The following is a 20,047-nucleotide window of genomic DNA, read 5'->3' on the forward strand; positions in this document are numbered from 1 at the left end:
AACCACGCTTCTTTCTCCGTCTTAGGAAGGATTTTTACTGGCCACTTCCATTTCTGTTTTGATGAGCTCCATCAGTTGATTTCGATCTAGTATCCATTGAGCCCGCTCATCTTTTTCATAGGTCCGATTGGATAGAAAAATAGCCGCCAATTGAAGCTTGCGGTTATAGAGAAGGAAGGTTCCTGTATAACCTGTATGGTCCAACCAGTCTCCTTCCAGATTCCAGGCCAGAGAGCGCGTCTTCCCTTCTTCTAAGGCATAGTTCTGCGATAGAATCTCTGCAAAAGGATCCTGTAAATAATGCTCCAGGAAAATTTCCATATCTCTAATAGTCGAGAACAGGCCTGCACTTCCAGCATGGACTCCCAGCACACGCGCTTTCGGATCATGGACGACACCAGCTGGAACGCCACGAAGGGTTGGCACCGCTTGAGAAACCGGGCCAAAAGTAGTCTCCTTCATTTGCCAAGGTGCAAAGACTTGCTCCTGAAAAATCTGGGCCAAATCCTGACCATACCACTTCTCCAGAAGAAAGCCCAACAAAAGAAAATTGACATCTGTATAGTGGAACTGGCGATTGTCCTTGAGCTTCAAACGGTGCAGGGCTTCTTTTAAGCCCTCAGCATCCAAGTCATCTCGTCTAGGGATGAAAGGATCCAGCCCAGAAGTATGGGTTAAAAGCTGACGGATGGTCACCTCTGCCTGCTCCATATCCGGATAGTGAGAAGCTAAGGGACGATCGATATCAATTTGCCCTTGTCGGACCAGAAAAGCAAGAACCGTTCCAACTCCGACGACCTTACTCACACTGGCCAAATCATAGGTCAAGCCAGGAATAACTGGCTCTTGCTTGTCTGGATCAGCTAGTCCCAAGTAATACTCCTGCCAGCTTCCTTTCTGATAGAGCGCAAGAGAGGCACCTGGGTAGATGCCTGCTCCTATTTGCTCTTGAATTTTTTGGATGATTTTTTCCATTTTTCTTCACTCATTTCAATCAGCCAAAGACTTGCTTAGGCTTCGAACCACCATTCAATCTTGCTTGGATCCTCAACCAAGACAAATTGTTGCCTTTTTGGTACAAAAGTCACCTGATCTCCAAAGCAAGAGGCCACTTCACTTGCTACAAATGGCTCTAGAATGACCTTGACCTGACAAAGGTCCCAAGTCTGTCCATTAGCTAGTGTGAGGTCCGGACCATCTGATGCTTCTAAGTCTAAATACTCTTCTAAGCCAGGTAGTTGTTGATAGAAAGCTGTAGAAGTCTCTACATTAGGTACACGAAGAACTATCTTTTCTACGAAAAACTCCGTCAAGGTTGTAAACTCTTCATTCGCTTGAAAATCTGGAACTTCCTCAATTTCAGTTAAACTGTCCACTTGCTCTTCCGCATGGAGCAAGATACGATCTCCTTCTGGCGAAAGAGCTTCAAAGGCATAGCCATTTTCCCCTCTGAAGAGGCGATCAACTTGATGACCACGAGCCAGAAGCCACTCAATTTCTTGCGGGTTGGTCACGCGAATCTTTAAGCAAGCCAAGCGTTTTGGTCCCTCAACCTTACGGGTTCTCATACTAGGGGATTCCTCTAAATAGAGGCGGTCTGTCTTCGATTGATCTCCAAGGGATAATAAAGCCCCATCTTCCAACAGGGTTTTCATTCCTAAGACCTTTTCAAAAAATTCTTGATTGACATTTCGATTGTTTGTTTTTAATACGGGTGAAATACTACTAATCTTATTTATGCACATAATTCCTCCAAGTCTTTTATATTTTAAAAGATTTTCTTTTTTTTTACAAGAAATCTTGTGCAAAAAAGACAGATTTCTCAAAATTTTGAATCTGTCTTTCTTTACTTAATATACTGTTCGTGTATGGACCCGCCCGTTTGGAGCTTCAAATTCGTATTCTAAGTAATCCTGATAGGTCCCTGGTGCAATCACTCCACGCACATCTAATACAGCCGTTCCCGCCTGTCCCACAATGGAATCTGCTAACAGGCAGCAATTCGTAGACAGAACAAAGTAAGATTTAAAACGCGAAGAAGTAAATTTATATAGCTCAGCCCCTAAATCATATTTCAATTTGTAAGCGTAGGTCGGCTGACCGTCTTCCAGTAACCTACTAGGTGGATCCCAAGGTTCTAACAACTGATCAATTTCAGCTAGACGCTTCTCTACTGCCTGATTCTCTTCTTCGGTAAGGGATAGGCTGTAGCCAAACAGCGTCTTTTGACTCTCTTTTTTACATAGTTCGATGTATGGTTCCTTATCCACTTTAAACAGTACGCCATCCCCAATCGTCCCAAATAGACGCTCTGAAAAGGGATCGTAACTTCCGTAAGAAATGACCTTCCCCTGATAACAAATATCTACATGCCCAATCGCTCCAAATAAGTTGCTGTCAGAAGTATGAACCAAAATTTCTAATTCCCTTGCCTCTTCTTCTTTTTTCACCAATCGATAAGGGCCTGTGTGTCCCGCCGAGCTCCCTTTTTGAAGAAACTGGTTAAACCGTTTTAACTCCTTAGCAGGGATAAAGGCTGCAAAGATAACCGGTAGGCTAATACGAAAGCGACGTTTTAACTCTTGGCCTTGTTGGTCTTTGTCAAATAAAATACCATCTCGAATATTAGAAATCCCCAACAAGACCAGATAAGCCCCCAAGAGGATAAATTGGAAGTGCCCATCTGAACCAGGTTCCAAGACAGTTGCTAGACCAATCCCACCGTTTAAAAGCGCATCCCATAAATAGAGCCAGCCTCCTTTTACCCGATTGGCCTTATAAAGCCAAAATGTGATCCCATAGACAATGGCACTCCCCAACTGATATGCCCCTAAACAAATCACAACTAAGTTTACGGGCAGACTACTCAGTCGATTCAACCAGATCAACGCAAGTGAAAGAAAAATAAACCAAATAGAGTGGCTATAGGAAATAGACTTGCTACGTAACAAAAAGCGAAGAAGAAAGCTTCCTAGTCCATCAACTAAAAAGTAAATGGCTAATAGATCCAAGGAAAATTTTGTGAAACCAACACCGTTTCGAAAAATGAGGATCCCAAAAATGACGGCAAGAACCCCAAACAATAAAGTCCGTCTTCTTGCAACTTCTTCAACAGATAATTTTCTCACCATGACACCCTCCTTCAGAGATCAAAGGTCTTTAGACAAATACTATTTTATCACGTATAATATAAGAAGTAAAGAAACAGTGAAGCTGATAAAAGGAGCATCCTATGAAATTCAATCAATATAGCTATCTACCAGTCGACCAAGCAGACATTCTAAAGGAACTGAAAGAAATCGGGTTTGACCTTCCCCTTCATCTTACAGAGAAAGAACTGTTTGAATGGTTTGTTCGCAAGGTTTATTTCACCTACAAAAATACAGATTATCCTCTCTCTAACCTAGTGGCGGATGCTGAAACAGATCTCCTGAGCTATTTCCAATCTGACCGCGAATGGTCTCCAAATATTTTCTACACAGTGGCCCTCCAATTGCTCGGTTTCCGCTATTTTATTGACTTTGAAAATACGGACAGCTTCTTAAAAGAAGTCCAAATTCCGATTGAGTATGGAAACTTGGTTGAGAACCTCTATCACCTCCTCAATACTCGAACAGTCAAAGGGAATTTACTCATCGAACAGTTGGTCAGCGATGGCTTGATTCCTGAAGACAATCGTTACCACTTTTTCAACGGAAAAAGTCTAGCTACCTTTAACTGCCATGATGTGATTCGTGAAGTGGTCTATGTGGAAAGTCGGATTGATAGCGATCAGGATGGTCTTCCAGATTTGGTCAAGGTCAATATTATTCGCCCTCGCTATGAAGGAAAAATTCCAGCCGTCATGACCGCCAGCCCTTATCACCAAGGAACCAATGACAAGGCTAGCGACAAAGCGCTCTATAATATGAATGTGGACCTCGAGGTCAAAGAACCTCATAGCATTAAAGTAGAAGAACCTCAATTAGAATTGGCGGATCCTGTCGCTTCAGCTCAACTAGTCTCTGAGGCTGAAGAAACCCTCACTCATATCAACTCCAGTTATACCCTCAATGACTACCTTCTCGCTCGTGGTTTTGCCAATCTCTACGTCTCCGGTCTTGGAACCAAGGATTCCCAAGGCTTGATGACCAATGGAGATTACCGCCAAATCGAGGCCTATAAAAATGTCATCGACTGGCTCAACGGCCGTTGCCGGGCCTTTACAGACCACAGTCGCCAACGCCAAGTCAAGGCCGATTGGTCTAACGGCAAGGTTGCTACGACGGGCTTGTCCTACCTAGGGACCATGTCCAATGGACTGGCTACCACCGGTGTCGATGGCCTAGAAGTTATCATCGCAGAAGCCGGTATCTCTTCTTGGTACAACTACTATCGCGAAAACGGACTCGTGACGAGTCCTGGGGGCTATCCTGGAGAGGATTTTGATTCGCTTGCTGAGTTGACCTATTCACGCGCCCTTCGGGCTGGAGATTATCTCCGCCACCACGCAGCCCATCTAGCGGATTTGGAACGGCTTAAGGAGCAAATAGATCGCAAGACAGGAGACTACAACCAATTCTGGCACGACCGCAACTATCTCCTTCAGGCAGACAAAGTCAAGGCAGAGGTCGTCTTCACCCATGGTTCCCAAGACTGGAACGTGAAGCCCCTCCATGTTTACCAAATGTTCCAAGCCCTTCCAGCCAACATCAAGAAACACCTCTTCTACCACAATGGGGCCCATGTCTACCTCAACAACTGGCAGTCTATTGACTTCCGTGAGAGTATGAATGCCCTCCTTTCTAAAAAATTACTGGGCCATGATTCGAGCTATGAATTGCCAACCGTCATCTGGCAGGACAATACAGGGGAACAAAGTTGGACTTCCTTGGAAGACTTTGGCAATCAAACAGCCCAGCGGACCTTCCCACTGGGAGATGGTGAGAGAGTCATCCAAAACCGCTATGCGACAGAAGATTATGAGCGCTATGGCAAAGCCTATCCAACCTTCCTAACTGATCTTTACCAAGATAAGGCCCAACAGGTGACCATCGATCTTCCGATCGCAGAAGACTTACACCTCAACGGAAAAGCTCGCCTTCACCTGCGGCTCCAATCTAGCACAAACAAAGGCTTGCTCTCAGCCCAACTCATGGAGCTAGGAAGCAAGAAATATCTCCAACCCTATCCAGCTGTCCTATCCGTCCGCACCCTTGATAACGGTCGCTACCATATGCTAGACAATTTGACCGAGTTGCCATTTAAGGAAGCCGGTCAACGGGTGATTACAAAGGGCTATCTCAACCTTCAAAACCGTCATGATCTCTTACAAGTCGAACCTGTAACCCCTGGAGAATGGATGGAATTCGACTTTGAACTCCAACCAACCATCTACAAACTGGAGAAAGGCACTACTCTTCGCCTCGTCCTTTACACAACCGACTTCGAGATCACTGTCCGCGACCAAACGGACTACCAACTCACCATTGATCTGGCCAACTCCAGCTTAACCCTTCCTGAGATGGATTAAGGAATTTCATGCTTTTTCCTTGTCGCCCCTTCCCTTGCTTGATTTGACAGCCTTGCCTACTTATGATAATATCTAAGAGAGTATTTCATAGAAAAAGAGTTTAGAGGATATTATGGCTATCGAAAAAACAGTCAGCGAAATTGCTGAAATTCTAGGAGTTAGTCGCCAAGCGGTCAACAACCGTGTCAAGGCCCTAGATCCTGAAGATACAGAAAAAAATGATAAGGGAGTTACCGTCGTAACCCGAAGTGGCTTGATTAAGCTAGAAGAGATCTACAAAAAGACTATCTTTGAAGACGAGCCCGTCAGTGATGATGTCAAGCAACGGGAACTGATGGAAATTCTAGTCGACGAGAAGAATTCTGAAATCGTCCGTCTCTACGAACAACTAAAAGCAAAAGACGACCAGCTAAAATCTAAAGATGAGCAATTAGCTAAAAAGGATGAGCAGTTGCGTGTCAAAGATGTTCAGATCGCTGAAAAAGATAAACAACTTGACCAACAGCAACAGCTAACTCTCCAGGCTATGAATGACCGAGAAACATTGAAATTGGAACTGGATCAAGCCAATGAGAAGGTTCTTGAACAGAAAAACAAAGGCTTCTGGAGACGCGTCTTTGGTCGCTAAAAACTGACTTCGGTCAGTTTTTTCTATGCCTTTGCCTCTCCTCAACAAATAGAAAATCAAAAAGCAAGCATAAGATGAAGGAGTTCCCTTGAAAGAATTAAGCCAATATGTCTCCTTTGATTTAGAATTTAATCAATTCGAAGGAAAGTACCACATTATCCAAGTTTCTGCTGTCCGCTTTGTAGATGGCCAAGAAGTTGCCCACTACGATTCCTATGCCTATACGGATAAACCACTAAAAAGTTTTATCAATGGCCTTACCGGGATTACATCTGATAAAATCCTCCAAGCTCCCCCACTCGAGCAAGTTCTCGCGGAGTTTCGAGACTTTGTTGCAGACAGTCCCCTCATTGGATACAATGCCATCAAGAGTGACCTCCCTATCCTAGCGGAAAATGGGCTAGAGTTCACGGTCCAATATGCTGTTGATGTCTTTGAAGAAGCTTCTAAACGCCGACCTTCTGACCTCCATGGGATTAAGAACTTGCAGCTTCATACAGTTGCTCAGTTTTTAGGAGTGGCTGGAAAATCGCATGATAGTCTAGAAGATGCACGAATGACCGCCCTTGTTTATGAAGCCTTTCTCGAATCAGATCGAGCACGGCAACTCCTAACCGAGCAAGAATCCTTTTCTACCTCTCCTTTTGGTGGATTAGACCTCTCCAATTTTTTTAACGACTAAAAAGAGGCTGGGACAAAAGTCCTAGCCTCTCAATTGTCTTTGGATTGTCGAGCAAGACGCAGTGGTTGAGTGGGACGACGAAATCGAATTCTAACGAATGACCGATTTCTGTCCCACTCTCTTTTTCTGTATGCTTAGAATGGTAATTTACCAGCAAAAGCTCCCAATTTTTTCTTGGTTGCTGCATCAATTTCTTCGATGGCTGCATTGATAGCTTGAACGGTCATATCAGCAAGAGTTTCTGTATCTTCGGGGTCCACAACTGCTGGGTTAAATTCGATGGATACCACCTTCTTATCACCTGTCAGAGTTGCAACCACCAAATCCTGAGCGGATTTGCCAACAAATTGAGAAGCAGCCAATTCTGCCTGACTTTGTTCCATTTGTTTCTGAAGCTTTTGTGCTTGCTTCATCATATTTTGCATATTCATCATAATGTTTTCTAGATTCCTTTCGTATCAAGGGTTTAAGCCCTTTTGTTTAATGGTTACTGCCCATTTCTGCCCATTTTCTAGTAAGATGAGCAGTTTTCTTCTATTATAGCATGTTTTCTCCGTCCGACAAAGCTGATTTTTTATTTAAACAGCGTTGTGACAATGAGTTGGACGTTAAAAAGAGTCAGAAGAGTAGCTACTCCGTAAGCTAAGTAGGTATTCCATTTTGCATTGACAAATTCTCCCATGATTTTTTTATTGGAGGTAAAGTAAACCAAGGGGAAAATTGAAAATGGTAAAGCCAGAGACAAGAAGACCTGAGAATAGACCAACAAATCATCTAGAACACTTTCCTGATCCCCAAATAGAAAGGCGACAATCAGGACAGGAGTGAGGGCCAACATCCTAGTAAAGAGGCGGACAAGCCATTGAGGAAGCCGGAATTTAAGAAAACCTTCCATGACAATTTGTCCCGTCAGAGTGCCTGTAATGGTTGAATTCTGACCACTTGCTAACAAAGCAACGGCAAACAGAGTGGACAGAAAAGGACTCGCAATAGCTCCTGCAATGGCATTGTTTTGCAAGGCATCATACATACTGGAGAAAGCTCCAATTTCTTCTGCGTGTCCAAAAAAGAGGGCCGCTCCGAGAATCAGCAAGAGAGAGTTGACAACAAAAGCCAGGGTCAATTCAATATTGGAGTCCCAGGTCATGAACCGCACAGCCCGACGAACATCTGCAGGATCCTCATAATCGACCTTGCGTGTTTGTGAAATGGAAGAATGTAAATAGAGATTATGAGGCATGACGGTTGCACCAATAATCCCCAGAGCTAGCGTCAAAGCTTGTGATCCTTTAGGAAGACCAATGCCTACGATTTCCTTTTGGGGAATAAACCCCGCAAAAATTCCACCTATATCTGGTTTTGATAAGACCACAAGATAGATAAAAATCCCCAGAATGGTAAAAATCAAGGTGGAGACAATGGCCTCAATCTTGCGAAAACCCAAGTGCATGAGTCCAAGGAGGAGGAAGACATCCAGGATGGTGACCAAAATAGAAAAAAGCAAGGGCCATCCGAACAGCAAATGGAGCGCAATCCCCGAACCAATGACTTCTGCTAAATCTGTCGCCATCAAAGCTAATTCAATCACCATCCAGAGAATATAGCGGAGCCACTTAGGTAAATGAGTCGCCGTTGTCTGGGCCAAATCTTTCCGATGGACAATACCTAGTTTCCCAGCCATCTGTTGCAATTGCATGGCAATCAAGGAGGATAAGAGAACCACCGATAATAGCAAGTAACGATAGTGAGCCCCGCCAACAACGCTGGTAATCCAGTTCCCAGGATCCATATAGCCCACTGCTACTAGACTCCCCGGACCTGAAAACAACAATAAGGTCTTCCAAAAAGAAGTTCCCTTAGGTACCTTGACGGATTGATTGATTTCTTGGAGCGATTTCCGCTCTAACTGTTCTAAACTCATGATACCCTTCTTTCCACGACGTTACTTCCCCTTGATTATAGCACAAATGAAAAATTTCGGTAAATTTTCTCTGCATTTTCAATAAATCCCCTCCTAGCTCCCGCTTCACCATTTTCTTCGTATTCCTTTAGCGATTTTTTCTCCTTTGTTCCTCCAAATTGAACCGAATAGCTTCAAAAATGAACCAAATAGATTTTTCACCCTATCCTACTGCAAAAGCTTGTATACTAATCGTAACTGAAATACAGCTCAGTTATTTATTGAACAGCAAAGGAAAGAAACTATGATCTATGTCATTGAATACAATTATCCCTCTAAGATGTTGGTCGAACATATTAACAACTATCTGGAGAAAAAACGGGTTCGTAATCTACCAGTCAAGCTGGTCTATAATGGAAATATCTCCTATATTGACTATGACTTGAAAAACATCTACTTCTTCTCCTGTCAAGGAAATTCTGGAATCAACGCCTACAAAGAGCTCGAACGCATCCGGAGAAATGATCCTTTCGGACGCATTATCGTTCACTCTAACAAGGTGGACGGACGCAGACTCATGGACCACAAACTACAAGTATATGGTTTGATGGAACTAAGCCTTAGTGACTACGGAAAGCCAGACCTCTATTATCAAGAGCTTGACTTTTTGCTAGGTGATCTCTACGAAGAGCTCTGGGAAATGGCTGCAGAAGCCAAGTACGCTGCTGGGAAGAAAACCAATCAGCTCTTCCCACGCTGGGGTCCTGAAATCGGAATTTACCCACCTAAGCGTTATTCCATCCACCTCCGTCAAAATCCAAACGAAGACGATTAACTCATAAAAAGTGGAGCCTGGGGACAGGGTCCATTTTTTATGTTACAATGAACTGGAAATGAAATGAGATGAGAAAAAGGAGATCTTATGAACCACTACGATACCATTGTCATCGGAGGAGGCCCTGCTGGTATGATGGCTACTATCTCTAGTAGCTTTTATGGTCAGAAAACCCTTCTCATTGAAAAAAATCGGAAACTCGGAAAAAAATTAGCTGGGACTGGTGGAGGACGATGCAATGTGACCAACAATGGAAGCTTGGACGATCTCCTTGCAGGCATTCCAGGAAACGGACGCTTCCTTTACAGTGTCTTCTCCCAGTTTGATAACCATGATATCATCAATTTTTTTACGGAAAATGGCGTCAAACTAAAGGTCGAAGACCATGGTCGCGTTTTTCCAGCCAGCGACAAATCGCGAACCATAATCGAGGCTTTGGAAAAGAAAATCATTGAACTTGGTGGACAAATTGCTACTCAAACAGAGATTATTTCGGTTAAAAAGATAGACGACCAGTTTGTCCTGAAATCAGCAGACCAGACCTTTACTTGTGATAAACTCATTGTCACCACTGGTGGAAAGTCCTACCCTTCGACGGGCTCTACCGGTTTCGGCCATGAGATTGCTCGCCACTTCAAACACACTATTACCGAGCTTGAAGCTGCCGAGAGTCCTTTATTGACGGATTTTCCGCATAAGGCCTTGCAGGGTATTTCACTGGACGATGTGACTCTCAGCTATGGCAAGCATGTCATCACCCATGACCTGCTCTTTACTCATTTTGGCTTGTCAGGCCCTGCTGCACTACGCATGTCTAGCTTTGTCAAGGGTGGTGAAATCCTCTCCCTAGATGTCTTGCCACAACTTTCTGAAAGTGATTTGCTATCATTTCTTGAAGAAAACCGTGAAAAATCCTTGAAAAATGCTTTGAAAACCATGCTCCCTGAACGCCTGGCAGAATTCTTTGCTCAAGATCTTCCCGAGAAGGTGAAACAACTCTCCCCCAAAGAGGTGGATGCGGTACTAACTAAGGTAAAGGAACTCCCAATCCCTGTAACAGGCAAGATGTCCTTGGCTAAATCCTTTGTTACCAAAGGAGGTGTCAGTCTCAAGGAAATCAATCCTAAAACACTGGAGAGCAAACTTGTTCCTGGCCTCCACTTTGCGGGTGAAGTCCTGGACATCAACGCCCACACAGGTGGCTTTAACATCACTTCTGCCCTCTGCACCGGTTGGGTGGCAGGAAGTCTGCATTATGATTAAATATCAAAGGTTGTAAAAAATGAACAGAAGAGAATCAGTCGAATTTGTTAACATGTGTATGATTAAAAATGGGGACAAGGTTCTGGTTCAAAATCGAGTTAGTCCTGACTGGCCTGGCATTACTTTTCCTGGCGGACATGTTGAACGTGGCGAATCCTTTGTCGATGCTGTCATTCGTGAAGTGAGAGAAGAAACGGGTCTAACCATTTCTAAAACCCAACTCTGTGGCATCAAGGACTGGTACGATGATGAGGATTACCGTTATGTCGTCCTTTTTTACAAGACCGAACACTTTACTGGTGAGCTCCAGTCTTCAGACGAAGGAAAGGTCTGGTGGGAAGAGTTTGAAAATCTATCTCGTCTAAAACTTGCAACCAATGATATGTCTGATATGCTTCGTGTTTTTTTGGAAGATGATATCAGTGAATTCTTCTACTATAAAGACGGTGACGACTGGCTTTATGATTTAAAATAGCAAATAATCGGCGGAGAGTCCTCCGCCGATTATTTTATTTGCTCTGTTTTTCAACATAGTGGACAATCACATCTGATGTGTACTGGGCTGTTCCAGGTCCAAATTTATCAATATTTTCCTTGAACTCAGGGTTATAGACGTATCCTTTACCGATATATCCGAAGACTTCAATAGAGCAGTCAAATCCATAAGTACGAATGGCTTGCAAAAGCTTGGCTGCTTGCTCTTGGTTTTCAATTGCTGTTGCAGGTAAACCAGCTTGAAGATTCTGTGCCAAAGTTTGAAAGACTTGGTTAAAGGCAGCCGTAGACTCATCTTCGCAACCTTTTTGGCGTTCGAGGGCTTGATCCATGACTTCTTGTCCATACTTCTCTACCGCTTCTTGGTGATATTTTTGATGATCTTGATAGCTAAATCCAGTGAATTTTTCCTCAATGGTCATTTTTCTTTCTCCTTTTTGTTCTTGAATGGTTTTTTGCAAGGTGGAAATCAAGGTATCCAGATGTTGCCTTTCTCGAGTTAGATAGTCCAACTGCCTAGTCAAATGGGGCAATAAATCTATTCTTTCTTCCTTTAACAGCTCTGCTATTGTTTCTAAAGAAAAGCCTAGATATTTGTAGTAAAGAATGACCTGAAGGCGTTCTAAATCCTCTTGACTGTAAGTTCGATAGCCGTTTTCCGACTTTAAGGGAACCAAGAGTCCTATCTTGTCATAGTGGTGCAGGGTCTTGACAGAGACACCTGAAAGCTGCGCAGCTTCTTTTATTTGGTACATGATTTCCTCCTTATACTCAATGAAAATCAAAGAGCAAACTAGGAAGCTAGCCGCAGGCTGTACTTGAGTACGGTAAGGCGACGCTAACGTGGTTTGAATTTGATTTTCGAAGAGTATTACATTGATAGTATAAACCCTCCCCTTAGGTCAGAGTCAAGCATTTTTAAGAAAATTTTTTAACTTTTTGAGAAAACTATGAAAACATGAAAACCGCTTTCTTGACAGTCTTTAAAAATCATGATAGGATAATCAAGTCTATCAATCAAAGAAAAAACTCAAAAGAGCAATTGAATGAAGGCTATTTGACAACTCAAGTAGCCTTTTCTTATTTAAAAATAGATCGGAGTTTTAAAGATGTCTGAAAAATCACAATGGGGCTCGAAACTTGGCTTCATCCTAGCCTCTGCAGGTTCTGCAATTGGGCTTGGGGCTGTTTGGAAGTTTCCCTATATGACCGCTGCTAACGGAGGCGGAAGTTTCCTCCTCGTTTTTTTGATAGCGACTCTACTCATCGGCTTTCCCCTCTTACTGGCTGAATTTACTCTAGGACGTGCAGCTGGTGTCTCTGCCATTAAAACCTTTGGAAAACTCGGTGGCCGTCGCCTCTACGATGGAATTGGCTGGATTGGAGCCTTTGCTCTCTTCATTCTTCTCTCCTTTTACAGTGTCATCGGTGGTTGGATCCTGATTTATTTAGGAGTTGCCTTGGGAGAATTATTTCAAGTCTTGACAGTTGGAGACTACACCCAGCTTTTCGGGGACATTATTTCAAATCCCTGGTTAGCTCTTGGAGCGCAAGCAATCTTCATCCTCCTCAATGTCTTGATTGTTTCCAAGGGGGTGGAGCAAGGCATTGAAAAGGCCTCAAAATTCATGATGCCCCTTCTCTTCATCATTTTCTTGGTCATGATTGGTCGTTCCTTAACCCTAAATGGCGCTTGGGAGGGAGTCAGCTATTTCCTCAAGCCAGATTTCTCCAAGATGACCAGTCAAGGTCTGCTCTATGCCTTAGGTCAATCTTTCTTCGCCCTCTCTCTAGGGGTAACGGCCATGTTGACCTATGCTTCCTATTTGAACAAGGACACTGATCTGGTCCAATCCGGCATTTCCGTCGTCTTCATGAATATTGCTGTTTCCATCATGGCGGGCTTGGCGATCTTCCCAGCTATGTCAGCCTTTCAAATCCCTTCTACTAGTGGACCTGGACTCCTCTTTGTAGTCCTTCCACAAGTCTTTGACAAGATGCCTTTTGGAACCCTCTTCTACCTGCTCTTCCTGCTCCTCTTTCTCTTTGCGACCATTACCTCATCCGTCGTCATGTTAGAGATTAATGTCGGGAATGTCACCAACCAAAACAACAAAAAGCGGTCCAAATGGAGTCAAATTATTGGCTTTCTGACCTTTATCTTTGGGATTCCATCAGCCCTATCCTATGGTATCCTCTCTAAATGGACCCTCTTTGGAAAATCCTTCTTTGATTGCATGGACTTTTTGGTTTCCAACCTCCTCATGCCTTTTGGCGCTCTCTGCCTGTCTTTATTTACAGGTTATATCTTTGACCAAGTCCTAGCCCAAGAAGAACTCAAGGTTGGTGAAGAGAAAGCCAAACGCTTCCTCTTCAAAACTTGGATTTTCTTGCTTCGCTTTGTGATTCCAATCGTCATCCTCATTGTCTTTATTACACAATTTATCTAAAACAAAATCCACGAGTCCATAGGGATTCGTGGATTTTTTTTATTTTGTAAGGGAAACACGGAAATCATTGTATTTGCTATAATCAAAGTCTTCATTAAGTCCTGTTACAAATACAATCGGTGTATAATGGCCCTCTTCCAAAATGAAACCGGCTTTTACCTTCATATTGGCTCCCCCAAGTCCAGCAATACCAGGAAGAAGAGCATCAAAAGCTCCAGGTTCGTCTGTTTCCCAGTAGTAGATATTACCAGAAGCTTGGACTGCCTTTGCTTTCGTCGTTGCAGTACGAACAGGATTCAAATCAGCTTGATAAAAGTTCGCTGTCGTAGTAACTGTTCCGTCCGCAGCCACTGTCATTTGGACATCTTTGGCAATTTCAGTTGTTCCTGTCCAAGTCCCTACTAGCTCTTCTGGAACCATTTGAGACGAATCTGTAGCCTTATTAGCGCTTGCAGAACCAGATCCTGTATCGGTTTGACCTGAGTTTGCTGCATCTTGTGAAGCAGCTTGTGCCCCTTCTTGTGAAGCAGCTTCAGTAGCTTTTGTCTCTTTCTTTCCAGAAGCTGCCTTTGCTTTTTTCTGACTAGACTTCACCGTCGTTTGTGCTTCTTTGGCAGAAGAGTTGTTCTCCTCTTTTTTTGAGCCACAGGCTACGAGTAGGCTTGCAGAAGTTAATCCTAAAACTGCTAAACTTGTCCATTTTTTCATCATCATGATCCCTCACTTCATTTGATAGACACTATTATATTACAACAAGACACAATGTCAAGTATTTTTTGAAATATTTTTGTAATATCCGTAATAAAAAGAAATCTATCTAAAAATTCAGGAGATTCAGGCAACAAGCAATCGTAAGAGAGCGACCAAGATAATTCCAAATAGAACAGTGCCCATTAGGTTTTTGTAGCGAAAGGCTACCAGCATGGTTGGGATGGCTGCTAGCAGATCCAACCACCGAACCTGAGGAAGCTGGCCCACCTTCCCATCCACTAAACTTGAAAGGATCAAGGCAAAAATAATGGCAATGGGAAGGTACTTTAGAAAACGCAGGACTGGATCTGGTAGACCCCGGTATTTGACTAGCACAAAGGGTAAAATACGTGGAATCCAGGTGACCACTGCTGAAATCAAAATAACCAAGAAAACCCAACTATTCACGCGCATCGCAAATCACCCCCACTAAACAACCTATTAAGGTAGCTACTAAGACCGCCAACGATTGGCTCAAAAAGAAGGTTAAAAGGAAAAAGCTAAGGGCCACAGCAGCTAAAACAAGAAGCATGGTTGGCAGCTTTTCCGTCAAGCGCATCCCTTGAAACTGACCTGCAAAAATCCCAATAAACATAGCAACTAAGGCAAAGTCCAGGCCAAAGGCACTAGGATTGGGCAAGAGTGAACCCAAGGCTGTCCCCAAAATAGTTGATGAGCCCCAGGCTAGATAACCGACCACGTTATTGCCATGCATCCAGGAAACAGTCATCCGGTCATTTTTCAATTTTTCACTCAAATAAACCCCGTAACTTTCATCTGTCAACAAACTACCAATGCCAATATTATGGACCAGGCTAGCCTCCTTAAAATCAGGAGAAGTATGCAGACTCATGAGCATATTGCGTAAATTGATGAAAAAGACGGTTAAGGCAATATTCATGATGGACGAATGAACGGCAATTAAAGAAATCATGGCAAACTGAGAAGCCCCTGCGTATACCAAAAAACTCATCAGCCCCATTTCTAAAGGGGAGAGATAGGGCGATGCTACAACGCCACAGGCTAAGCCAATACTGATATAACCTAAGGCTGTCGGAAGGGCATCCCTAACCCCCTGCTGAAAATTCTTCTCCACTCCTTCTTCCTTTCCATTTTATGATTCTAACTATTATAACAAAAAAAGAGACGGGAATCGTAGTCCCGTCCTTTCTGTTCGTTTTTTAACTATTCTAAATTCTCTTCTATCGAGTCAAAAGCGAGACTTGGTTTGGCATTTAAGTCTAAGCTAGCAAAATTCCCCTTATTCCATTCGCTGACACTGGCATAGGCAATCATCCCAGCATTGTCCCCACAAAGGCGTAAAGGCGGAATAATGACCTTGACATCCGTGATTTCTCTTGCTAAACGTTCTCGTAAACCTTGGTTGGCTGCGACTCCACCAGCGACGACTAGAGTCTTGACCGGATATTTTTCCAAAGCCTTCTTAGTCTTGGCCATCAAGATATCCATCACCGCTGCTTGGAAGGAAGCCGATAGGTCTTCCTTGGACAGGCTCTCGCCTTTTTGTTCAGCATTGTGGTGAAGATTGATAAAGGCAGACTTGAGCCCTGAGAAGGAGAATTCCAGATTGTCTTCCTTGATCATGGCACGGGGGAAATCGTAGACATCCTGACCTTGGTGGGCCAATTCATCAATCTCACGACCGGCTGGATAGGTCAAGCCCATGACGCGTCCGACCTTATCATAGGCCTCACCAACCGCATCATCACGGGTTTCTCCAACAATCTTATAATCACCTGCCTCCGATACATAGACCAACTCGGTGTGTCCACCACTAACCAATAGAGCTAGCAAGGGGAACTCCAAAGGCTCGACACTCTGAGCCGCCATTAAGTGACCGGCCATGTGGTTCACAGGAATCAAAGGAATTCCATGCGCCCAAGCAAAGGCCTTGGCCGCAGCAAGGCCGACCAAAAGGGCTCCAACAAGACCTGGGCCATAGGTCACAGCAACCGCTGTGACTTCTTCTTCTGTAATTCCCGCTTCTTCTAGCGCTTCCTCGATACAGGCCGTAATGACTTCGACATGATGCCGACTGGCGACTTCTGGAACCACTCCCCCGAAGCGTTTATGACTTTCAATTTGACTGGCAATGACATTGGATAAGAGCTCTGTGTCGTTCTTTAAAACGGCGACACTAGTCTCATCACAGGATGTTTCAAATGCCAAAATATATCTATCCTTCATTTGCTTCCCTTTTCATCATAATGGCGTCTTCGGTAGGTGCATGATAATACCCTTTCCGGCAACCAATTTCTTTAAATCCTTGTTTCTGATAGAGAGTTCGAGCTGGAGTATTTCCTTCTCTCACTTCTAAAAAGACCTCTTTCTCCCAGGGGATGGTTTCGAACAACTGACGAGCAATCCCTTGACCTTGCCACTTTTTTCGAACAGCAATTTGGATGACTTCTAACTCGTATAGGTTTTCCTGTATGGCCAAGAAACCGACTAATTCTTCCCCATGATAGGCGAAGGCATACCAATTTTGAGCTTGTCCAAGATCCGCTAGGATTTGCTCCAAGGTCCAAGGACTTTGTCCATAGACATCATCTAAGATTTCTACCAACTGAGGGGCCACGTCTAATCGCCCCGCTTCCTTCTCAATTCGAATCATAGGCGTTTGATGTAAGACTGACCAGACTCTTGATGGTCCTTGAGCCAGTTTTCCTCAGCTTCTACCCGCTTGAGGTAGTTGGGCACAAAACCATGAACGGAGACAGCTTCTTTTGTAAGTCCTAGTCGACCGATCCGTACCGCATCCGGTAGGGTTTCTAGCATCTGAGCATGTGGCAAGGCTTCTTGTATCTGATCACGAAAGGCTTTCACTTCCCCAAGGAAGGTCACCTTTTCAGCTCCCTTTGCTCTTTCTAATACCGCTTCAAAAGAGAGGTGAGCCTCCGGATAGACCAGCTGATCCTCTTGGTAAAAGCCCGCATAGACATGGTTGCGACGGGCATCCATTACTGGAATGGCCAGACCTTCTATCTCTTCTGGTACCAAGGCTAGTAAACTAGATACTCCTACCAAATCAATCTTTAGTGTTTGAGCTAGAGTTTTAGCCGTTGCTACCGCGATCCGCAAACCAGTATAGGATCCTGGTCCCTCTGCTACTACAATACGATCCAAATCAGTTGGCTTCCAATCAATGCTCGCCATCAAAAATTCAATAGTGGGCATCAAGGTAATGCTATGGTTTTTCTTGATCGTAAGCGTCAACTCCGCTAATCGGTTTTCATCCTCCAAAAGGGCAACAGATAGGGCCTTGCTGGAGGTGTCGAATGCTAATACTTTCATATTTTCTCCTCGTTGTCTGTCTCATATTATACTACAAATAGACGCCAAACGGTAGAGGAAGCACCCCCAGACTGTCAAATCACCTGCTCTCTATTCCTTCTAAAAAAGCGCTTCCTTCTGATTTCAGACCCTGCTTGCATCTTTTCCTTAGAGGCTATTTATGGTATAATGAATAATAATTATATCGAATCAGGACAATATAAAGCAAGAATAGGTGTCTCAGCTAGTTACTAGCTGTTTCTTTTCTGCTACAGTCCGAACAAATGAAAGGAACCGAAACGAAATGATTTACAAAGTTTTCTACCAAGAAACAAAAGAACGCAACCCTCGTCGTGAAACGACTCATGCCCTCTATCTCGATATTGATGCTAAGAATGAGTTAGAAGGACGCATTGAAGCTCGTCGCCTTGTTGAGGAAAATACACCTTACAACATCGAATTTATCACCCTCTTGTCAGACCAACATCTAGAATATGAAAAAGAGTCTGGCGCATTTGAAATTACGGAGTTCTAATCCATGGCATATACCTTAAAACCTGAAGAAGTTGGTGTTTTCGCCATTGGAGGTCTCGGGGAAATTGGTAAAAATACCTATGGGATTGAATACCAAGACGAAATCATCATTGTAGATGCTGGGATCAAGTTCCCTGAAGATGATTTGTTAGGGATTGATTACGTTATTCCTGACTATTCCTATATCGTTGAAAATATCGACCGTGTCAAAGGGGTCTTGATTACTCACGGACACGAAGACCATATCGGAGGAATTCCCTTCCTCTTGAAGCAAGCCAATGTGCCTATCTATGCTGGACCTTTGGCCCTAGCCCTTATTCGTGGAAAATTGGAAGAGCATGGCCTCCTTCGTGGTGCTAAACTCTATGAAATCAACCAAAATACGGAGTTGACCTTTAAGCATATTAAAGCGACCTTCTTCCGTACGACCCACTCTATTCCAGAACCTTTGGGGATCGTTCTCCACACGCCTCAAGGAAAAATTGTCTGCACAGGAGACTTTAAATTTGACTTTACTCCAGTTGGTGAGCCGGCCGATCTTCACCGGATGGCCGCACTTGGAGAGGAAGGTGTCCTCTGTCTGCTTTCTGACTCAACCAACGCGGAAGTCCCAACCTTTACCAACTCTGAAAAAGTCGTTGGCCAATCCATTATGAAGATAATTGAAGGCATTCATGGACGCATCATCTTTGCTTCCTTTGCCTCAAACATCTTCCGTCTCCAACAGGCTGCAGATGCCGCTGTTAAAACTGGCCGTAAGATTGTTGTCTTTGGACGCTCGATGGAAAAAGCCATTGTCAACGGAATTGAGCTGGGCTATATCAAGGTACCACCTGGAACAATTATTGAACCAAGTGAAATCAAAGACTACCCGGCAAACGAAATCCTCATTATGTGTACAGGGAGCCAAGGGGAGCCGATGGCAGCACTGTCTCGTATCGCTAATGGAACCCACCGCCAAGTGCAATTGCAACCGGGTGATACCGTTATCTTCTCATCTAGTCCAATTCCTGGCAACACAACGAGCGTCAACCGCCTGATCAACATCATCTCTGAAGCAGGAGTCGATGTCATCCACGGTAAGATTAACAATATCCATACCTCTGGACACGGTGGTCAACAAGAACAAAAGCTCATGTTGCGCTTGATCAAACCGAAATACTTCATGCCTGTTCACGGTGAGTACCGCATGCAGAAGATTCATGCTGGACTTGCGCGTGATACAGGAGTAGAAAAGGATAACATCTTCATCATGAGCAACGGTGATGTCCTTGCCTTAACAGCCAACTCGGCTCGTATCGCAGGAAGTTTCAATGCTCAAGATATCTATGTCGACGGAAATCGCATCGGAGAAATCGGAGCTGCTGTCCTTCGTGACCGCAAAGATTTATCAGAAGACGGTGTTGTCCTAGCTGTTGCGACAGTTGACTTCAAGTCAAAAATGATTTTAGCTGGACCAGATATTCTCAGTCGTGGTTTCATCTATATGAGAGAGTCTGGTGACCTGATCCGTGAAAGTCAACGTATCCTCTTCAATGCTATCCGAATCGCCTTGAAGAACAAAGATGCCAACATTCAAACCGTACACGGTGCTATTGTCAATGCCCTCCGTCCTTTCCTTTACGAAAGTACGGAACGTGAACCCATCATCATCCCGATGATTTTGACACCAGATGAAGAAAATTAAGTAAAAAGAATGAGGCT

At 43.9% G+C, this 20,047-nt stretch carries 21 protein-coding genes; 9 read left to right on the forward strand and 12 right to left on the reverse strand.

All coding sequences use genetic code 11. From position 1 onward, the window contains the following. Nucleotides 1-21: 21 nt before the first annotated feature. From DW738_RS06575 to DW738_RS06585, 3 genes are all read right to left on the reverse strand, one after another. Nucleotides 22-975: a serine hydrolase domain-containing protein gene (locus tag DW738_RS06575; protein WP_023024456.1), complete on the reverse strand. Its 954-nt coding sequence runs from the start codon at nucleotides 973-975 to the stop codon at nucleotides 22-24. A gap of 35 nt (nucleotides 976-1,010) precedes the next feature. Next, a complete protein-coding gene (locus DW738_RS06580; RefSeq protein ID WP_023024457.1) occupies nucleotides 1,011-1,745 on the reverse strand; it encodes a CppA N-terminal domain-containing protein in 735 nt (244 codons plus the stop codon). A 105-nt stretch (nucleotides 1,746-1,850) separates the two neighbouring features. Next, a complete protein-coding gene (locus DW738_RS06585; protein WP_023024458.1) occupies nucleotides 1,851-3,131 on the reverse strand; it encodes a DUF308 domain-containing protein in 1,281 nt (426 codons plus the stop codon). Between the two features lie 101 nt (nucleotides 3,132-3,232). Between DW738_RS06585 and DW738_RS06590 the strand changes: the two genes are divergently transcribed. From DW738_RS06590 to DW738_RS06600, 3 genes are all read left to right on the forward strand, one after another. Then, nucleotides 3,233-5,512, forward strand: coding sequence for a Xaa-Pro dipeptidyl-peptidase (locus tag DW738_RS06590; RefSeq protein ID WP_123160630.1), 2,280 nt, complete (start codon nucleotides 3,233-3,235; stop codon nucleotides 5,510-5,512). Nucleotides 5,513-5,624: 112 nt separating this feature from the next. After that, nucleotides 5,625-6,140, forward strand: coding sequence for a DUF536 domain-containing protein (locus DW738_RS06595; protein WP_023024460.1), 516 nt, complete (start codon nucleotides 5,625-5,627; stop codon nucleotides 6,138-6,140). Between the two features lie 88 nt (nucleotides 6,141-6,228). Further along, nucleotides 6,229-6,822: a 3'-5' exonuclease gene (locus DW738_RS06600; RefSeq protein WP_123160631.1), complete on the forward strand. Its 594-nt coding sequence runs from the start codon at nucleotides 6,229-6,231 to the stop codon at nucleotides 6,820-6,822. A gap of 134 nt (nucleotides 6,823-6,956) precedes the next feature. On the opposite strand, the gene DW738_RS06605 is transcribed toward DW738_RS06600, so the two are convergent. Further along, nucleotides 6,957-7,256, reverse strand: a complete 300-nt coding sequence (locus DW738_RS06605; RefSeq protein ID WP_023024462.1) for a YbaB/EbfC family nucleoid-associated protein — start codon at nucleotides 7,254-7,256, stop codon at nucleotides 6,957-6,959. A 140-nt stretch (nucleotides 7,257-7,396) separates the two neighbouring features. After that, the gene (locus DW738_RS06610) at nucleotides 7,397-8,743 is read right to left on the reverse strand and encodes an Nramp family divalent metal transporter (protein ID WP_123160632.1); all 1,347 of its coding nucleotides are present in this window, start codon (nucleotides 8,741-8,743) and stop codon (nucleotides 7,397-7,399) included. Between the two features lie 283 nt (nucleotides 8,744-9,026). Between DW738_RS06610 and DW738_RS06615 the strand changes: the two genes are divergently transcribed. The 3 genes from DW738_RS06615 to DW738_RS06625 all read left to right on the forward strand — a co-directional run bounded on the left by DW738_RS06615 (nucleotide 9,027) and on the right by DW738_RS06625 (nucleotide 11,295). Continuing rightward, complete coding sequence (locus DW738_RS06615) at nucleotides 9,027-9,557, forward strand: hypothetical protein (protein ID WP_023024466.1); 531 nt, start codon at nucleotides 9,027-9,029, stop codon at nucleotides 9,555-9,557. An 87-nt stretch (nucleotides 9,558-9,644) separates the two neighbouring features. Beyond that, a complete protein-coding gene (locus DW738_RS06620; RefSeq protein WP_123160633.1) occupies nucleotides 9,645-10,820 on the forward strand; it encodes an NAD(P)/FAD-dependent oxidoreductase in 1,176 nt (391 codons plus the stop codon). 19 nt (nucleotides 10,821-10,839) lie between these two features. Continuing rightward, nucleotides 10,840-11,295 (forward strand): 8-oxo-dGTP diphosphatase, encoded by a 456-nt coding sequence (locus DW738_RS06625; RefSeq protein ID WP_023027290.1) that lies wholly within the window; start codon nucleotides 10,840-10,842, stop codon nucleotides 11,293-11,295. A gap of 34 nt (nucleotides 11,296-11,329) precedes the next feature. Here the strand turns inward: DW738_RS06625 and DW738_RS06630 are convergent, their stop codons facing one another. Beyond that, nucleotides 11,330-12,070, reverse strand: coding sequence for a MerR family transcriptional regulator (locus DW738_RS06630; RefSeq protein ID WP_123160634.1), 741 nt, complete (start codon nucleotides 12,068-12,070; stop codon nucleotides 11,330-11,332). Nucleotides 12,071-12,424: 354 nt separating this feature from the next. On the opposite strand from DW738_RS06630, the gene DW738_RS06645 reads away from it, so the two are divergent. After that, nucleotides 12,425-13,765 (forward strand): sodium-dependent transporter, encoded by a 1,341-nt coding sequence (locus DW738_RS06645; RefSeq protein ID WP_123160636.1) that lies wholly within the window; start codon nucleotides 12,425-12,427, stop codon nucleotides 13,763-13,765. A 39-nt stretch (nucleotides 13,766-13,804) separates the two neighbouring features. Here the strand turns inward: DW738_RS06645 and DW738_RS06650 are convergent, their stop codons facing one another. The 6 genes from DW738_RS06650 to tsaB all read right to left on the reverse strand — a co-directional run bounded on the left by DW738_RS06650 (nucleotide 13,805) and on the right by tsaB (nucleotide 17,830). Then, nucleotides 13,805-14,479: a hypothetical protein gene (locus DW738_RS06650; protein ID WP_120701555.1), complete on the reverse strand. Its 675-nt coding sequence runs from the start codon at nucleotides 14,477-14,479 to the stop codon at nucleotides 13,805-13,807. Between the two features lie 120 nt (nucleotides 14,480-14,599). Further along, nucleotides 14,600-14,929 (reverse strand): AzlD domain-containing protein, encoded by a 330-nt coding sequence (locus DW738_RS06655; RefSeq protein WP_123160637.1) that lies wholly within the window; start codon nucleotides 14,927-14,929, stop codon nucleotides 14,600-14,602. After that, entirely contained in the window at nucleotides 14,916-15,611 is a 696-nt protein-coding gene (locus tag DW738_RS06660) for an AzlC family ABC transporter permease (protein ID WP_123160638.1), read from the reverse strand. Before DW738_RS06660 ends, DW738_RS06655 begins: the two co-directional genes overlap by 14 nt. An 89-nt stretch (nucleotides 15,612-15,700) precedes the next feature. Further along, nucleotides 15,701-16,723 (reverse strand): tRNA (adenosine(37)-N6)-threonylcarbamoyltransferase complex transferase subunit TsaD, encoded by a 1,023-nt coding sequence (gene tsaD, locus DW738_RS06665; RefSeq protein WP_123160639.1) that lies wholly within the window; start codon nucleotides 16,721-16,723, stop codon nucleotides 15,701-15,703. Beyond that, nucleotides 16,713-17,150, reverse strand: a complete 438-nt coding sequence (rimI, locus tag DW738_RS06670; RefSeq protein ID WP_123160640.1) for a ribosomal protein S18-alanine N-acetyltransferase — start codon at nucleotides 17,148-17,150, stop codon at nucleotides 16,713-16,715. The genes tsaD and rimI overlap by 11 nt, the downstream gene beginning before the upstream one ends. Further along, complete coding sequence (gene tsaB / locus DW738_RS06675; RefSeq protein ID WP_123160641.1) at nucleotides 17,147-17,830, reverse strand: tRNA (adenosine(37)-N6)-threonylcarbamoyltransferase complex dimerization subunit type 1 TsaB; 684 nt, start codon at nucleotides 17,828-17,830, stop codon at nucleotides 17,147-17,149. Before tsaB ends, rimI begins: the two co-directional genes overlap by 4 nt. Nucleotides 17,831-18,113: 283 nt before the next feature. On the opposite strand from tsaB, the gene DW738_RS06680 reads away from it, so the two are divergent. Both DW738_RS06680 and DW738_RS06685 read left to right on the forward strand, forming a co-directional pair. Next, nucleotides 18,114-18,344 (forward strand): DNA-dependent RNA polymerase subunit epsilon, encoded by a 231-nt coding sequence (locus DW738_RS06680; protein WP_123160642.1) that lies wholly within the window; start codon nucleotides 18,114-18,116, stop codon nucleotides 18,342-18,344. Between the two features lie 3 nt (nucleotides 18,345-18,347). Further along, nucleotides 18,348-20,030, forward strand: a complete 1,683-nt coding sequence (locus DW738_RS06685) for a ribonuclease J (protein ID WP_123160643.1) — start codon at nucleotides 18,348-18,350, stop codon at nucleotides 20,028-20,030. Nucleotides 20,031-20,047 lie beyond the last annotated feature (17 nt).

The sequence above is a fragment of the Streptococcus sp. AM28-20 genome (genome assembly GCF_003603595.1).
Lineage (GTDB): Bacteria > Bacillota > Bacilli > Lactobacillales > Streptococcaceae > Streptococcus > Streptococcus ilei.

What these genes read in the sequence shown, in the direction of transcription:
- DW738_RS06620 (WP_123160633.1), top strand. Translation starts at nt 9,645, where the DNA reads ATGAACCACTACGATACCATTGTCATCGGAGGAGGCCCTGCTGGTATG.
- DW738_RS06575 (WP_023024456.1), bottom strand. Translation starts at nt 975, where the DNA reads ATGGAAAAAATCATCCAAAAAATTCAAGAGCAAATAGGAGCAGGCATC.
- DW738_RS06590 (WP_123160630.1), top strand. Translation starts at nt 3,233, where the DNA reads ATGAAATTCAATCAATATAGCTATCTACCAGTCGACCAAGCAGACATT.
- DW738_RS06585 (WP_023024458.1), bottom strand. Translation starts at nt 3,131, where the DNA reads ATGGTGAGAAAATTATCTGTTGAAGAAGTTGCAAGAAGACGGACTTTA.
- DW738_RS06580 (WP_023024457.1), bottom strand. Translation starts at nt 1,745, where the DNA reads ATGTGCATAAATAAGATTAGTAGTATTTCACCCGTATTAAAAACAAAC.
- tsaB (WP_123160641.1), bottom strand. Translation starts at nt 17,830, where the DNA reads ATGAAAGTATTAGCATTCGACACCTCCAGCAAGGCCCTATCTGTTGCC.
- rimI (WP_123160640.1), bottom strand. Translation starts at nt 17,150, where the DNA reads ATGATTCGAATTGAGAAGGAAGCGGGGCGATTAGACGTGGCCCCTCAG.
- tsaD (WP_123160639.1), bottom strand. Translation starts at nt 16,723, where the DNA reads ATGAAGGATAGATATATTTTGGCATTTGAAACATCCTGTGATGAGACT.
- DW738_RS06680 (WP_123160642.1), top strand. Translation starts at nt 18,114, where the DNA reads ATGATTTACAAAGTTTTCTACCAAGAAACAAAAGAACGCAACCCTCGT.
- DW738_RS06685 (WP_123160643.1), top strand. Translation starts at nt 18,348, where the DNA reads ATGGCATATACCTTAAAACCTGAAGAAGTTGGTGTTTTCGCCATTGGA.
- DW738_RS06605 (WP_023024462.1), bottom strand. Translation starts at nt 7,256, where the DNA reads ATGATGAATATGCAAAATATGATGAAGCAAGCACAAAAGCTTCAGAAA.
- DW738_RS06595 (WP_023024460.1), top strand. Translation starts at nt 5,625, where the DNA reads ATGGCTATCGAAAAAACAGTCAGCGAAATTGCTGAAATTCTAGGAGTT.
- DW738_RS06655 (WP_123160637.1), bottom strand. Translation starts at nt 14,929, where the DNA reads ATGCGCGTGAATAGTTGGGTTTTCTTGGTTATTTTGATTTCAGCAGTG.
- DW738_RS06615 (WP_023024466.1), top strand. Translation starts at nt 9,027, where the DNA reads ATGATCTATGTCATTGAATACAATTATCCCTCTAAGATGTTGGTCGAA.
- DW738_RS06645 (WP_123160636.1), top strand. Translation starts at nt 12,425, where the DNA reads ATGTCTGAAAAATCACAATGGGGCTCGAAACTTGGCTTCATCCTAGCC.
- DW738_RS06650 (WP_120701555.1), bottom strand. Translation starts at nt 14,479, where the DNA reads ATGATGATGAAAAAATGGACAAGTTTAGCAGTTTTAGGATTAACTTCT.
- DW738_RS06625 (WP_023027290.1), top strand. Translation starts at nt 10,840, where the DNA reads ATGAACAGAAGAGAATCAGTCGAATTTGTTAACATGTGTATGATTAAA.
- DW738_RS06630 (WP_123160634.1), bottom strand. Translation starts at nt 12,070, where the DNA reads ATGTACCAAATAAAAGAAGCTGCGCAGCTTTCAGGTGTCTCTGTCAAG.
- DW738_RS06610 (WP_123160632.1), bottom strand. Translation starts at nt 8,743, where the DNA reads ATGAGTTTAGAACAGTTAGAGCGGAAATCGCTCCAAGAAATCAATCAA.